Here is a 14,124-nt window from a genome sequence, read left to right as displayed (position 1 = left end):
GCCCGCCGCGCGGTCAGCGCAGCAGGAAGCCGACGACGTAGCCGAGCGCGTTGACCGCCCAGTGCAGCCCCATGGGGGCCAGCAGACTGCCACTGCGGCGTCGCAGTTCGCAGAGCAGGACGCCCGCCAGGGCCGTGAACAGGACGGCGCCCATGACGGCGAGGACAGAGCCGAGCACGGAGCCCCCGAGGACCGAGGTCAGCGCGGGCTTCGCGGTCGCCAGGTGCAGGGACGGCAGGACGTGCCACAGGCCGAACAGCACACTGGACACGGCGGTCGCCCAGACCGCTCCACGGGCCCGGCACACCAGTCCGTACAGCACTCCGCGGAACGCGATCTCCTCCACCAGGACGGTGCCGACGGGCACCACCACGAGAACGCGTGTCACCAACTCGCCCCCGGTCATCGCGTCGTACCGCCGGTCCTCGAACAGTGACCGGGTGGCCGGCAGCAGCGCCCCGACGACGTAGACGACTCCGACCAGCCCTGTCAGCGCCAGCGCCCATCCGGCTCCGCGGGCCAGCGTCCCGGGCGCCAGGCCCGCGTCCGCCAGGGTGCCGCCCGCCCAGCGGAGCACACCGAGCAGCAGGACGCTGATCGCGACGGCCGCCACCAGGCGGATCGGCCCGGTCCATCGGTTCAGGAGGACATTGGCCGCGACGAGAACGCCGACCACGAGCACCACGGCCGGCCAGGTCCCGATCGGCCCGCGCCATCGCCGATCGGCACCATCCGGATCACGGGAGGACATCGAAGTGCTTCCGTCCTTCGGTTGCGCCCTCCGGTCGCCTCGGCCCTCCCCCGCTGACGCGACGCCGAGCACGTACGTCATGAACGGTCGTGCTTGAGCGAGTCCTTGATGCCTTCAGCACGGTGCCGGATGTCCTGCATCTTCTGACGGATCTTGACCTTCGCCTGGTCCGTTCTCCCCTCGGCCTCCAGACGCTCGTCGCCGGTGAGCTTTCCCGCGATCGCCTTGAATCGGGCTTTGGCCATGCCCATGGCCCTGTTCTTGTCCATCGTCCCTCCGTGGGATCGGTCCCCAAGGTCCACGGTAGGTTCCGGCGAGGCAGAGTGCTTCTTGTCCTACGGCGGTGGACACCGGAGCTTCGCCGACCGAAGCGATCCGGGGGGTGAACCGTGTCCGGGACCACGCGGCCGGTCGGCCTCAGGGGCCGGGGCCGGGGTTTCCTCGGTGCGCTCGGGAAGCAGCAGGACGGCGCCGACGAGGAAGCACACCGCGCCGATCAGGGTTTGCGTGTCGGCCCGGTCGAGGTTGTTCACCTGACCGGTGACCGGGTCGATGTACCCGGCGACCGCGGAAACCCCGAACGCGATGGATCCGATCAGGTTGGTCAGGGTGATCCACCAGGCCCAGGACCGGGGGCGCCAGGCGAGCCAGCCGTGGCAGGTCTCGTACCAGGCGAGCGCGCCGGCCACCAGGAAACACACGGAGCCGATGGCGTCGGGCCGCCACACGTGCTGGTGCGCGGCCTCGGCGGACAGGTTGTCGGCCATGGCGAGCCCGGTGCTGACGTTGAAGTAGACGGTGCCGACGAGCTGGATCGCGGTGGCCCACCAGTCGATCCGGTCGGGCTGGTAGGTGAAGAACCGCCGGTGGTGGGGATTGCGTGCCGGGGGCGCGGCGTCGACCGTCTCGCGGTAGCAGAGGAAGGACGCCGAGGTGAAGAACAGGGAGCCGACGAAGTAGGTGACGGTGTCCCCTCGGGCCCCGACGGCGTCGCCATAGGCAGGAATCGACCCGACCGCGAACAGCAGGGACCCCAGGGCGAACAGCACCGCGATCCACCAACCACGGGCTGCGGGTGCCCACCAGGTCGATCCGGCGGCCGGCACGTGGTGCTTGCGATGACGGCGCGATTCAAGGCGGACGATCACGCCGTCCGATCGGACGTGATCGACGAACGTCGCCGGCGCCCCGCGCCGCTTCGGGCGGCCGGCGCGGCCCCGTCCGTGCGGTGTCCCGTCTGCTCGGCCGCCTGTCATGACTTCCTGCGCAGCCTGCTCAGGGCGCCCCGGAACGACAGACCGTGCTCCGTCCACACCAGGCCGAGTGCCGCTCCCAGGACCAGCACCACCCCGATCGCGATGAAGAAGGACATGAACGCGAACACGGTCCCGATCAACCCGTATCTCTGGTCGTAACTGACGATCAAGCCGGAGAAGATCACCGAGAACACCGCCATCATGCCCACCCAGCAGACACCCGTGGCGACCGCGCAGGGCAGCAGTCTGCGCCAGGCGATCTTCCCGGCCAGCAGGAACCACATCGACAACCAGAAGAAACCGATGCTCAGCACGAAATGCGTGATCCAGAAGAACACCGGACCGCTCTCCCGCAGCCCCGGACCCACTGCGGACACCGCGAACAGCGAGCCCACGACCAGCGCCAGCCAGACGAGAGCGCGCACCGAGTCCGCCACGCCCCGGGCCCTCACGTCGAAGACCCGCTGGTAGAGCTGCTGGACCGCCTTCGCCCCGGCGAGCCCGGCCAGGACGAAGAACACCCAGGACAGCCCGGTCACCGCGGCGGAAATGGCGGACGAAGAGGCGAAGAGCTCTCCGACGTCGGCTGCGGCCTGCTCACTGAGGCCCATGCGCTGCGACAGTGCCGACGCGGCCGAGCGCCCGGCCAGAGCGGTCACGATCAGGAAGAACGGCACCGCGCACAGCAACAGCGTGGCGGCCAGCACCATGGCCTGGCTGATGAAGTCGACCGCACCCAGGCGTCGCCACAAGGAATCGGCCCAGGACCCGGTGTACTTCCCCCTGCCCCAGTCGGCCACCCGCCGCGCACGGCCGGCTCCTCGCCGTGCCGCGGCCCCCTCGCCCGCGGCCTGGGGGCCGACCGCCACCGACGACCGAGCCGGACGGCCGACCCGCCCGCCGTTCGAAGCCTTGCTCGACGCATTCATGTTCCTCTCCCGGTGACGCCTTCACCTGGAGGTCGGCGATCCACTCGCGCGCGCGGATTCCAGACCCAGCACCCGGCGATCACCCGGCCGACGGGACATGCCCTACCTCGATCGTCTCTCGCCCCTGTCGCATGCGCAGGGGCCGGACGGTCCCCGTACCTACCCCCGACCCGGATGCCGAACCTGGCGGTGCCTCGGCCGTCGACCGGCTGACGCAGCCGCCACTCGGTGCCACGATGAAGGGCAGGGGCTTTGTTGCCAGGCGCTTCAGGGAGGCGACCATGGGCCGCGAGTACCACTTTCACTGCGAGCACGCCGGCTGCTCGGTCACCGTGGGCCTGCGAATGGGCGGGACCCGGGAGCTGGAGCTCCTCGTGGACGGGAAGCAGGTCGCCGCCGCCCGCGTCCACGGCCACCACGCCCAGACGGCGGTGATGACCACGATCCTGCCCACCGAGCCGCCTCGCGGCATCGAGGTCGAGGTGGCGCTCCCGGGCGCTCTCGGCGGCGATCCGGCCAGCACCCTGCTCGTGGGTGGCGAGCGCACGCCCATGCCCGCCCGGGAGGTGCCCCGGCGGGCGCGTCCGACGGAGGCCTCCTGGTACTCCTGACCATGTCGGGGCGCCGGACACGGCGTGTCGGAAGAGACGGCCTAGGGGCGGATCCCGTCGCAGGCGATCCGCAGATGGCGCGGCCCGCGCAGTACCGCGTTCTGGCGGTACGGGGGCGGGTCGTCCAGCAGTCGGGGGTTCTCCAGTCTCCGAGCCAGCTCCGACAGGGCGAGTTGGGCCTCCAACCGGGCGAGCGGTGCGCCGAAGCAGCTGTGGATGCCGCTGCCCAGGCCGAGGTGCTGGACGTCCGGGCGGTCCGGGTCGAAGCGGTCCGGGTTCTCGAAGCGCTGGGGGTCGCGGTTGCCGGACGCCAGCAGCAGCCAGAGGGTGGCGCCCTTGGGGATGGTGACGCCGCGGACCTCGATGTCGGCGAGCGTGGTGCGCTGTGGCAGCAGCTGCACCGGCGGCTCGAAGCGCAGGAGTTCCTCCACGATGGGCACGGCCAGTCGCGGCTCGGTCCTCAGGCGCTGAAGGACGTCGGGATTACGCAGCAGGGTCAGCATTCCGTTGCTGATGAGGTTGACCGTGGTCTCATGCCCCGCGATCAGGAGCAGAGCCGCGGTGCTGAGCAGTTCCATCGTGGTCATCGGGCCGTCGTCGCCCTTGGCCGTCGCCAGTTGGGAGAGCATGTCGTCCCCGGGGTTCTTGCGGCGCTCCTCGATCAGGCCGGCCAGATACATGCCCAACGCCATCCGGGCCTCGTGCGCGTCCGTGCCGTGCTCGGCGGGATCGGCGTCCGGGTCGGGGTCCAGGCTGGCGGCGAGGGTGTCCGCCCAGGTGTGGAAGCGTGCCTCGTCCTCGCGCGGCACCCCCAGCAGCCTGCAGATCACCGTCACCGGGAAGGGGTAGGAGAACTCCTCCACCAGGTCGATCCGCCCCGGGTCGCCGATGCCGTCGATGAGACCGGTGACGATGTCATGGAGCTCCGGACGCATTCCGTCGACCCGGCGGGGGGAGTGCGGCGGGCCGAAGTGCCGGTTCGTCATGCGCCGCATCCGGTCGTGTTCCGGCGGGTCGAGGCGTAGGAAGCCCGGCGGCAGGGCGCTCTCCTCGGAGGCCGGGTCCGCCAGCGGGTCGGCGCTGCTGGACGCCAGGTTGCGGGCGTCGGAGCTGATCCGGGGATCGTGGAGGAGGCTGCGGATCTCGTAGTACGTGCTGATCACGTACGGCCCGTCGGCCTCGTGATGGACCGGTGTCTTCCGCAGCTCTTCGTAGATCGGGTACGGGTCGGCCCGGTTGGCGTAGTCCAGGATCTGGTGCAGCAGGGTTCGCGTCATGGCAGGTCCTTGTGGCCGTGCGGGTCAGTGCGCGGGGGTGAACGTCATCCGGCGGTCGGCCGGCGAGTATCCGCTGAGGGTCACGGTGGGGCCGTGGCTGGGGATCGAGGGGTCGGGGAAGTCCGCGTCCCTCGGCCGCTGTCCGTCCGCGTGCCGGTCGACCGTGGGGAACTGCGGCGGGAACGGCGCGGTGCGCTCGATGAGTTCCTCGTAGAACGGCAGCCACCGGCCGTGGTCGAAGGAGACGGCACCGATGACGCGCCCCTGGTACCCGTAGACGCCGACGAACCGGCGGCTGTCCAGTGAGCCCTGCGCGATCAGGATCTCCGTCGCCATCGACGGCACTCCGACCGACTTGATGTTGACGCCGAACTGGGAGGACCAGAAGGCCGGCACGTCCATGTGCGGCAGTCGGTCGATGCTCTCGCTGAGCATGTTGTGCGCCGCGATCCCGGCCTGGGCGACGGCGTTGCCCCAGTGCTCCAGCGACAGGAACTGGTACCCGAACAGGGGATGGGGACAGCGGGCGACGTCGCCCGCGGCGTAGATGTCGTCGGTGACGATTCCGCGGATGTCGAAGGCTCGGCAGCCTGCATCACAGGCGATGCCGCGTGGCCCGGCGCCGAGCCCGGACCCGTACAGCCATTCGGTGTTGCGGAGGGCGCCGAGCGAGACGACCACCACGTCGGTCTCCACGGTGGAGCCGTCGGACAGATGCGCGGCGCGCACCCGTCCCGAGGCGTCGCCCTCCAGGGCGGTCACCATGACCCCGCACCGCAGGTCCACACCGTGCTCGCGCTGGAGGTCGGCGGCCACCGCGGCGACGACCCCGCCGAGCGCGCCGACCAGGGGCGCGGCGCCTCGTTCGGCGACGGTGACGGGGAGGCCGCGTTCGCGGCAGGCGGAGGCGACCTCCGAGCCGGCGAATCCTCCGCCGATGACGAGGACCCGCTTGGGCCCCTCGTCGAGCCGGCGGGCGAGCGCGGCGCCCTCGTCGCGGGTCCGCAGCACGAAGACGCCGTCGAGTTCCGCCTCCTCCTCGCGGGGCCACGGCCGCGCCCGGACACCGGTGGCGATCAGCAGCCGGTCGTACGGCACCTCGTCGCCGTCGGCCAGCCGCACCGTCCTCGCGGCCATGTCCAGGCCGGTGGCGGGAACGCCGAGCCGCCAGGTCGCGTCGACGGATCGGAGCCGGGGCAGCGCGGTGCGGTCGGCGCGCGCCCTGCCCAGCAGCACCCCCTTGGAGAGCGGGGGCCGGTCGTACGGTTCGTGGGGCTCGTCGCCGATCATGGTCAAGGACCCTTCGAAGCCCTTGGCGCGCAGGGTCTCGGCAGCCCGCAGGCCTGCCAGCGAGGCGCCGACGACGACGATGCGGCCCTCGCGTTTGAGCTGCTCCAAGGCTCCGTCACCGAGCATCGGGCACCGCCTCGGCCGGCTCGTCCACGGCATCGACGAGGATGGCCTGGACGGGGCAGGCCGCGGCGGCCTGGGCGAGCTTCTCGCGCTGTGCCTCGTCCGCATCCGGGTTGTACAGCAACGCCTCGTCGCCGTGCATGGTGAAGATCTCGGGAGCGAGGAACGCGCACTGCGCGTACCCCTGACAGCGGTTCAGATCGACGGCAATGCTCACCACGGAATGGGTCCTCTCCAATGGCCAGGGCAGGCCCCCTGCGTCCACTCTCGTCGGCCGGGAGGGGCCCAGCGACGGGGGCGCACCGATCGGGTGAGCGGTGCGGCCCGAACGGCTCCGGTCACCGGCCGGGTTCCGGGTTGACGGGTGCGGCCGGTCCCGCTGCCTGTGTCCTGCGGCCGGTCGCCGCCACCAGGGCGATCAATGCCAGCACCGCCAGGTAGATGAGGACCAGCAGCAGCACCGTCAGGACCGTGGGGTGGTTCCACAGGGCGAACAGCAGGGCCAGCACCAGCAGGGCTCCGATCGTGAGCCATCGCCGGTAGTCCGCCGTCCACGTACCGACGCGGCCGGTGTGGATACCGTGGGTGTCGGCCCATCGGGCCGCGGAGTCGGCGGTCCGCTCGGAGGTGGCCCGTACGGCGCGCGCCCATCCGCCCGGCCCGATGAAGTAGGCGCCGAGAGCGATGATCACGCCCAGCACGATGACGGTGCGCAGCGTGACCCGCAGGAAGTGCAGGAGCTGGTCGAAGATCGCTGCCGCAGCCGCCTCGGACTGCACCTGCGGGGGCAGATGGTCCAGGTAGTAGCGGCGGGCTACGACAAGACCGATGGCGACGATCAGACAGGCCAGTGCGGCGCCCAGGGCGGTCTTCGCCAGGGCGCGTCTGCGCCGGTGCGCGAGGAGGACGCCTGCTGCGGCGAGGAGCACCGTCAGCACCGGCATCCAGTTGCCGAGCACGTCGAGCGCGTGCGCGGCGCCCTGCATGCGTTCCAGCTTGTCGGACTTGAAGAGCACCATCTGCTTGTCGACGTCGGGGATCTTCTCGGCCGGCGACACGCCGGCGTCGACGAGTTCTTCCTTGACGCGGTCGACAGCGGCGCCGACGTCGAGGGTCACGGTGCCCTCCTCGACGCCGACCGCCCCACGTCCGTGACCGGTCAGGGCGTGCACCACGGCGGCATGAGCGGCCCGGTTGGCGGTGGTCCACACCTTCTCGAACCTGTCGCTCTCGACGAAGCGCGTCGCCACCTTTTCCGCTGCGCCGGTGACGGCGGCGTCCAGCTGGGGGGCCAGCCCCTTCACGGCCTGGGCGGCGCGGGGCGGCAGGCCCTGCGACTGCAACCAGGCCGCGATCTCGGCGGTGACCTGCTTGCCGTCGACCCGTACGTCGACGGCCTCGACCATCCGGTGGGCGGCGGCCGCCTCGATCGCGGGGTCGGAGGCAAGCGGTGCGACCGTGTCGACGTACCGGTCCGTGTCGAGGGCGATGTCGTGCACCCACACGGTCAGCACCGACACGGGGACCAGGATGCAGGCGAGGACGATCAGCACCGCCGAGGCCACCTTGCGCGCGATCCTGCCCGGGCCGGCCATGTGTGGTCTGCCGTCCGACGGCGAACCCTGCTGGGCCGGTTCCTGCGGTGGTTCCAGTGGGTCGGCCATCCGTCCTCCTGATTCGAGGCACCCCTTGTAGTGGTTCCATTCCTGCCGATCGCCGCGGAGGCGGCATTCCGGAGTGCGCCATCCGGAGCAAGGACCGGGCGGGGCGTCGACGGGAGCAGGGCCGTCACGCACGGTGGCGCCGGTCACTCCTTCCGCCTTCCGTGCGACGTCTGCGGCGGGCACCTCGTGTCGCAGTCGGGTACGGAGGAACCAGAGGCCACCCACCGGGAACGCCGGGACCGCGCCGCACATCGCGGCCGAAGGCGGCGGTCGTCGGCCCGCGCCGGTCCGGAGTTCCCGCCCCGGCGCGGGAACTCGACGTCCTTTCCGTACGACTCCCTCACCGCACCGGCACGGCAGCGGCGAAAGGCGGAGGATGGGCGGACTGGACATACGCATGCGCGGAGTCGCCTGTCGGCACGGCCGCAACGAAGCCGTGGTGGGGGTGGATCTGGAGATCGCCGCCGGCGAGCGGATCGCGCTGACCGGGACGAACGGGTCCGGGAAGACGACGCTGCTGCGCGCGGTCCTCGGGCTGCACCGGCACACGAGCGGCATCATCGAGGTCGGCGGGCGCGGAGCGCGCTCCGCCGCCGAGTGGGCGTGGCGGCGGCGGTCGTGCGCCTGGATCCCGCAGAAGCCCGCCGCCGGACGGTTCCCGCTGCGCGGGGACGAACTGCTGGCGAGCAGTGGGGCGTGGGCCGAGGCGACGAGGGCCGCGGATCGGCTCGGTGTGGGCCCGCTGACCGCAAGGCCCGTGGACACGCTGTCCGGTGGGCAGTTGCAGCGGATGTATCTGGCGCGGGCGATCGGCTGTGCCGCGGCGGGCGCACAGGTGCTGCTCGCCGACGAGCCGACCGCCGCGCTCGACTTCGAGGGGCAGGAGGAAGCGGCCGACGTGCTGACCGCCCTTCCGGTCACGCTCGTCGTCGTGACGCACGACCGGGCGCTCGCGGAACGCTGCGACCGGGTCCTGGAGATGGCCGCCGGCCGGCTGCGGGAGGTGCGGTGAACACGCTCGCGGCCGCCGATCTCGGCGCCATGCTCCAGCTGGTACCCGTCCAGCGGGCGGGGGTGGCCCTGCTCCTGGCGGCCGTCGGGCTGCCGGTGGTCGGGGTCGTCATCGTCGGGCTCGACATCATGCCGGTGCGGTTCGCGATGATGCACGTGGCGCTCCTCGGCATCGCCGTCGGCCTTCTGACCGGGCTCGATCCGATGCTGTGCGCCCTCGTGGCCTGCGCCCTGTCGGGGGCGGGCGTCGCCCCGCTGGCGCGGACACCCGCCGGGCTCTCGGGGGCGATGGGCTTGCTGATGAGCCTGGCCATCGCCGCCGCGCTCCTGCTCCTCGCCGTCTCCGGCGTCAACGCCTCGGGCGCCTTCGCCCTCCTCTGGGGGTCGATCCTGTCCGTCGGCACCGCCGACCTCGTGGTGCTCGGCCTGCTCGCCGTGGCCGTGCCGGCGCTGTTCTGGTGGCGACGCCGCGACGTGGGCCTGCTGCTGTACGACCGGGAGCTCGCCCAGTGCTCGGGCGTGCCCGTACGTTTCCTCACCACCGCGCTTCTCGTACTCGTCGCCGTCGCGGTCGCCGGGGCCATCAAGCTGACCGGCGCGCTCCTCGTCGACGCCCTGACCCTGCTGCCGGCCCTGGCCGCCCGCCGCCTCGGCCGCTCCCTGTGGTCGATCACCCTGTGGGCGGTCGGCATCGGCGTCGCCGTCAACGCGACGGGTTTCCTCCTGGCCCTGTGGCTGGACTGGCCCCCTGGCCCGGTCCTCGTCCTGACGGCGGGGACCGTGGTCCTCGCCGCCCATCTCATTCCCGAACGGAGAACCAGCTCATGGCGCGCACCCGCGTCCGCAACACCCGCATCGCTTCCCTCGTCGCACTGAGCGCGGCCCTGCCGCTGCTCACCGGGTGCGGCGGCGAGGACGCCGCCTCTCCCGGCACCGCCGACCACAAGAACCACAGGCCGGTGGTGGTCGTGACGACCACCTGGGAGGGCGCCTTCGCCAAGGCCGCCGGGGCCGAGGACATCACGGTGATCGTGCCCCAGTCGGTGCACCACGCCCCCGACTACGACCCGAAGCCGTCGGACCTGGCGGCCGTCGCGAAGGCCGACTTCGTGCTGTACGCGCCGTTCGAGCCGTACGCCGCGAAGATCAAGGAGGCGGCCGGGTCGAAGGCGAAGCTGGTCGAGGTGAACCTCGACAACGACCCGGCGAAGGCCGGCGCCGAAGTGACCCGTCTGGGCGGCCTGTTCGGCACGAAGGACGCCGCCGAGCGGTGGAAGACCCGGCTCGACGGTGAGGTCACGAAGTTGAACGGCGAGCTCAAGGCCGCCTGGCCGGGCGGGAAGAGCCCGGTCGTCGTCACCCAGGTCTTCAGCGCCTGGGCGGCCGGTCTCGCGGGCGCCACGCCGGTCGGCACGTACGGCCCCGAGCCGGTCACGCCCGCCCAGCTCGCCTCGCTCTCGGCGCAGAAGCCCGCGTTCGTCCTCGACAACGCCCACATGTCGACGGGCACGGTCCTGCCCGACTCGGGCGCCGAGCAGGTCGAGATCGTCAACTATCCGGGCGAGGACCTGGATCTCCTCGCCGTGTACCGCGACGCGGCGGCCGAGTGGAAGAAGGCCATGGGCTGAGCCCGGGCCACATGAGGGAGGGGAGGGCCGCCGACGGCGGCCCTCCCCTCCCTCATGCCGTCAGGCCTCGACGAGGGTGGTTCCCCGCTCGGCGATCCGGCGCCGCAGCGCCGCGCGATCGGGCTTTCCGGCGGCGGTCAGCGGCAGTTCGGGGAGCACGAGCAGGTGCTCGGGGTGCTTGTGCCGGTCGAGACCGCGCTCGGCCAGGTAGACGCCGAGTTCCGTCAGCGTCGGGACCCTGGAGCCCTTGCCGACCAGGCAGGCGGCGAGCCGCTCCCCCATCAGCGGGTCGGGCACCCCGACGCAGACGACGTCCCGCACCTGCGGGTGGGAGACCAGTGCGCGCTCGACCTCGGCGGGGCTGATGTTGGCGCCGCCACGTATCACGATGTCCTTGAAACGGCCGACGACGTGGAGGACGCCCCCGTCGTCGAGGAAGCCGAGGTCGCCCGTCCGGACCCACCCCTCCGGAGTGCGGTAGCGGGCGTCGAGGTCGGGGGAGGCCACGTAGCGGAGCGGGGTCATCGGTCCGCGCGAGACGATCTCCCCGACCCGCCCGTCGGGCAGCTGCTCGTGCGTGTCGGGGTCGGCGATGCGGATCTCGGTGACCCGGGGATCGGGCCGGCCGGCGACGACGCCGGAGCGGTCGGTGGGCGGCACGGAATGCCCCAGTCCCGTATGACAGTTGACGCCGTCCGCCGACCCGTAGAGGTTGACGACCGGGCAGCCGAACGCCTCGGCCGCCGCCGTCGCGGTGGCTTCGTCGAGGGGTGCGCCCCCCAGGACGAGCGCGGTGGGAGTGGGCAGCGGGCCGTCCGCCTTCTCCAGGGCCTCCAGCATCATCCGGATCATGGTGGGCACGCCGAGGATGTGGGTGGGCTCGTGCTCCCGCACGGCCGCGAGCGCGGCCTCGGGCGTGAAGTGGTCGAGCAGGACGAGGGTGCCGCCGTGCCGCGCGAGCGTGACGGCCGTGCCGTTCGACCCGAAGGCCGAGCCGAGCGGCACGAGGAAGAGGCAGCGGGGCGGAGCGCCGTCGGGCATGAGGGAGGCGAGGAAGTTGCCGCGCCCGCCGGCCAGGGCGTTGTGGGAGTACGCCACCATCTTCGGTTCCGCCTCCGACCCGGAGGAGACGAGGATGCGCGCGGCGCTGTCGGGGTCGGGGCGGGCCGGGACGAATCCGGCGGGGTCCGTCCGCAGCAGCTGGGCCAGGGGAATCGTTCCCTCAGGGGCGGTGCCGCGTCCTGCGGCGATCACGTGGCGCAGGGCGGGCAGTGCCGGGGCGAGGGTCTGGAGGTCGGCGGCGTGGTGCTGGTCGCGGTGTTCGGTCGCGGCGATGACGGCCACCGCCTCCGCGCGGCGCAGCAGGCACTCGGCCTCCACGGCGCCGCGCCCGACGGGGAAGGGGAGGGCGACGGCGCCCAGTGCGGCGAGGGCGAGATCCGCGATGACGGCGTTGCGGTTGTCGGGGAGCTGGACGGCGACGACGTCCCCGACACCGATGCCGAGCCCGCGCAGGCCCTCGGCGAGACATCGGACCTTGCGGTCGAGGGCCGTGTAGCAGAGCGTGCCCTTGGCGTCGATCACGGCGGTGCGGTGCAGGTCGGCTATCTGTCTGGCCCGGTAGAGGCTGTAGAGGTCGAGGTCCGGGCAGGTGCCGTCGACCACCCAGGAGCGGCGGAGTTCGGCGGGCAGCAGGTCGGTCAGGGTGACGGTCACGCGAAGCTCCAGGGGTCGGGGACGGCGGGGGCACCGTGCGCGTCCCGGCTGATCGAGCCGGACAGCCGCGGATCGTGGTGGAGGGCGGACAGGTCCGTGGTGACGGCGGTGGCCGTCAGGCCGTGGCCGCGCAGCCGGTCCAGGGCGTCCTCGGTGCACATGCCCGTGACGTCGTACGCCGCGGCGGCGGGCGCGCTGGTGTCGCTGGGGGCGATCCAGCCGTCGGAGGTCCGGAGCGGGTACCGGAATCCGGCGGGGCGCCGGGAGTCCGCGCCGGCGGCGACCTGTCGCAGGACGGGGGCGAGGAGGGTGTCGGCCGCGCCGAGCAACGAGGAGTCGACCCGTACGCCGTGGCCCGTGCGCTCGCGCAGAAGCAGGCCGGCGAGGACGGCCTCGGTGCCGTGCAGACCACCCAGGACGTCGAGGAGCGTCATCAGGGACGGGACGGGCGGTTCGCCCGCCGGATGGGCGGCTTCCCCGACACCCGTGCGGGCCTGCACCATGAAGTCGGTGCCCATGGGGGCGTCGTCGAGCCGGTCGGCCCAGCCCCCGGTGTAGGCGTAGACGAGGGACGGGTTCACGGCGGTCAGGTGCTCGGCGTCGAGTGCGAGTTCGGCGGCCTTGCCCGGGGCCCAGTTGTGGACGAACACGTCGGCGTCGGCCACGAGTTCACGCAGGCGGCCCCGGTCACCGGGCGCCTTGATGTCGATCTCCACCGCCTCCTTGCCCCGGTTGAGGGCGAGCCAGCGGGCGGAGATCCCGTCGCAGGCGGGCGGCATGCCCCGGAGCGGGTCACCGCCCGGCGGCTCGATCCGGATCACGCGGGCGCCCAGCAGGCCCAACAGATGTGCGGCAAGGGGTGCTTGGATCCGGCGGCCCGCCTCCAGGACGGTCAGGCCGGCCAGCGGCCGGTCCGCCGTGGCGGCCGTGGCGGTCCCCCGTCGGCCCGGATCCAGCGTGCGCAGGCTCCACGGGTCGGCGCCGTCGTCCTCTCCTGCGCGCTCGGCGAGCGTCCGCAGTCGGCACACCTCGGCTCCCGACAGCGCGGCGGCCTGCCGGATCCGCGCCCAGGCGTGGCGACGGGTCACCTCGTGCAGGTCGACGGGGAAGGGCGCGCAGGCGGTGGCGTACCGGAACTGGAAGGGCCGCCAGCCCGCTCGTATCGCGTCGGCGGGAGCCTCCAGGGCGCGCCAGAACTCCGCCCAGGCCCCCGGGTCGAGTGTCTCCAGCTCGAAGAGGAAGCCGTCGGCGGAGGTGAACGGCGGTCCGCCGGGGGCCGGTTCGACGGCCTCCGGCTCGTCGGCGCCGGCCGCGGCGAGGTACTGGGAGACGGTGAGCAGCCCGGCCCGGTCGGCCGTCGTCGTGCGCACGCGGGCCGGCGCACCGCCCCGGGCCTGCCCGACGAGCCCGGCGAGCAAGCCCTGGACGGTGAGCACGCCGGTGGCGGTGGCCAGACAGTCGACGCCGAGGCCGCGCGGGGTCCCGTGGCGGCGGCCGTGGACGGCCATGACGCCGGTGACGGCCTGGGCGGTGGCCTCGTCCTCGATCCCGGAGCCGGCCGACCCCCAGGCGGTGCGGGCCGCGACGGGCGCGAACCCATCGCCGCCGAGTGCGATGTCCCCCGAGCCGTCGTCCCGGACCGTCGCCCCGAGCCGCCTCAGATGGTCGGACACGACGCGGGTCAGAGCCTCGGGGCCGCCGATGTCGCACCGCAGTGCGTCGAGCGGACGGGCTGTGTCGAGCGGACGGCGGACCGCGGTGTGCGCGGTCGCTGATGACGCCATGGCTCTCCTCTCCTGGCGCGGCGGTGGTGGCCGTCGCACGGGGACTTTCACGGTCACGGGAACTGGGGAGCCGGTACGCCCGAC

The 14,124-nt window shown here is 72.6% G+C and carries 14 protein-coding genes; 4 read left to right on the top strand and 10 right to left on the bottom strand.

The genetic code is table 11. The features are described 5' to 3' along the window. Positions 1 to 13: 13 nt before the first annotated feature. The 4 genes from AB5J54_RS38100 to AB5J54_RS38085 all read right to left on the bottom strand — a co-directional run bounded on the left by AB5J54_RS38100 (position 14) and on the right by AB5J54_RS38085 (position 2,936). On the bottom strand, positions 14 to 685 hold the full coding sequence (locus AB5J54_RS38100; RefSeq protein ID WP_369148530.1) for a lysostaphin resistance A-like protein: 672 nt from the start codon (positions 683 to 685) through the stop codon (positions 14 to 16). A 143-nt stretch (positions 686 to 828) separates the two neighbouring features. Next, positions 829 to 1,002, bottom strand: a complete 174-nt coding sequence (locus tag AB5J54_RS38095; RefSeq protein ID WP_369149587.1) for a CsbD family protein — start codon at positions 1,000 to 1,002, stop codon at positions 829 to 831. Between the two features lie 84 nt (positions 1,003 to 1,086). Continuing rightward, positions 1,087 to 1,899, bottom strand: coding sequence for a hypothetical protein (locus AB5J54_RS38090; RefSeq protein WP_369148529.1), 813 nt, complete (start codon positions 1,897 to 1,899; stop codon positions 1,087 to 1,089). Between the two features lie 104 nt (positions 1,900 to 2,003). Next, positions 2,004 to 2,936, bottom strand: coding sequence for a YhjD/YihY/BrkB family envelope integrity protein (locus AB5J54_RS38085; RefSeq protein ID WP_369148528.1), 933 nt, complete (start codon positions 2,934 to 2,936; stop codon positions 2,004 to 2,006). 281 nt (positions 2,937 to 3,217) lie between these two features. Between AB5J54_RS38085 and AB5J54_RS38080 the strand changes: the two genes are divergently transcribed. Then, positions 3,218 to 3,547, top strand: coding sequence for a hypothetical protein (locus AB5J54_RS38080; RefSeq protein ID WP_369148526.1), 330 nt, complete (start codon positions 3,218 to 3,220; stop codon positions 3,545 to 3,547). A gap of 41 nt (positions 3,548 to 3,588) precedes the next feature. On the opposite strand, the gene AB5J54_RS38075 is transcribed toward AB5J54_RS38080, so the two are convergent. From AB5J54_RS38075 to AB5J54_RS38060, 4 genes are all read right to left on the bottom strand, one after another. Further along, on the bottom strand, positions 3,589 to 4,824 hold the full coding sequence (locus AB5J54_RS38075; RefSeq protein WP_369148525.1) for a cytochrome P450: 1,236 nt from the start codon (positions 4,822 to 4,824) through the stop codon (positions 3,589 to 3,591). 24 nt (positions 4,825 to 4,848) lie between these two features. Beyond that, the gene (locus AB5J54_RS38070; protein WP_369148524.1) at positions 4,849 to 6,240 is read right to left on the bottom strand and encodes an NAD(P)/FAD-dependent oxidoreductase; all 1,392 of its coding nucleotides are present in this window, start codon (positions 6,238 to 6,240) and stop codon (positions 4,849 to 4,851) included. Next, on the bottom strand, positions 6,230 to 6,454 hold the full coding sequence (locus tag AB5J54_RS38065) for a ferredoxin (protein ID WP_369149586.1): 225 nt from the start codon (positions 6,452 to 6,454) through the stop codon (positions 6,230 to 6,232). The genes AB5J54_RS38070 and AB5J54_RS38065 overlap by 11 nt, the downstream gene beginning before the upstream one ends. 121 nt (positions 6,455 to 6,575) lie before the next feature. Beyond that, positions 6,576 to 7,901 (bottom strand): hypothetical protein, encoded by a 1,326-nt coding sequence (locus AB5J54_RS38060; protein ID WP_369148523.1) that lies wholly within the window; start codon positions 7,899 to 7,901, stop codon positions 6,576 to 6,578. Positions 7,902 to 8,277: 376 nt separating this feature from the next. Here AB5J54_RS38060 and AB5J54_RS38055 point away from each other — a divergent pair, with 376 nt between their 5' ends. From AB5J54_RS38055 to AB5J54_RS38045, 3 genes are read left to right on the top strand one after another with little or no spacing between them, the layout of a single operon-like run. Beyond that, positions 8,278 to 8,913: a metal ABC transporter ATP-binding protein gene (locus AB5J54_RS38055; RefSeq protein ID WP_369148522.1), complete on the top strand. Its 636-nt coding sequence runs from the start codon at positions 8,278 to 8,280 to the stop codon at positions 8,911 to 8,913. Then, a complete protein-coding gene (locus AB5J54_RS38050) occupies positions 8,910 to 9,788 on the top strand; it encodes a metal ABC transporter permease (RefSeq protein ID WP_369148521.1) in 879 nt (292 codons plus the stop codon). Before AB5J54_RS38055 ends, AB5J54_RS38050 begins: the two co-directional genes overlap by 4 nt. Next, on the top strand, positions 9,737 to 10,540 hold the full coding sequence (locus tag AB5J54_RS38045; protein ID WP_369148520.1) for a metal ABC transporter solute-binding protein, Zn/Mn family: 804 nt from the start codon (positions 9,737 to 9,739) through the stop codon (positions 10,538 to 10,540). The genes AB5J54_RS38050 and AB5J54_RS38045 overlap by 52 nt, the downstream gene beginning before the upstream one ends. A gap of 60 nt (positions 10,541 to 10,600) precedes the next feature. Here AB5J54_RS38045 and AB5J54_RS38040 read toward each other — a convergent pair whose 3' ends face one another. Then, positions 10,601 to 12,256, bottom strand: a complete 1,656-nt coding sequence (locus tag AB5J54_RS38040) for a class I adenylate-forming enzyme family protein (RefSeq protein WP_369148519.1) — start codon at positions 12,254 to 12,256, stop codon at positions 10,601 to 10,603. Beyond that, entirely contained in the window at positions 12,253 to 14,040 is a 1,788-nt protein-coding gene (locus AB5J54_RS38035; RefSeq protein ID WP_369148518.1) for a CoA transferase, read from the bottom strand. Before AB5J54_RS38035 ends, AB5J54_RS38040 begins: the two co-directional genes overlap by 4 nt. Positions 14,041 to 14,124 lie beyond the last annotated feature (84 nt).

It is taken from the genome of Streptomyces sp. R44, assembly GCF_041053105.1.
Lineage (GTDB): Bacteria > Actinomycetota > Actinomycetes > Streptomycetales > Streptomycetaceae > Streptomyces.
The sequence above is the reverse complement of the archived record's forward strand: the minus strand, read 5'-3'. Positions and strand labels throughout refer to the sequence as shown.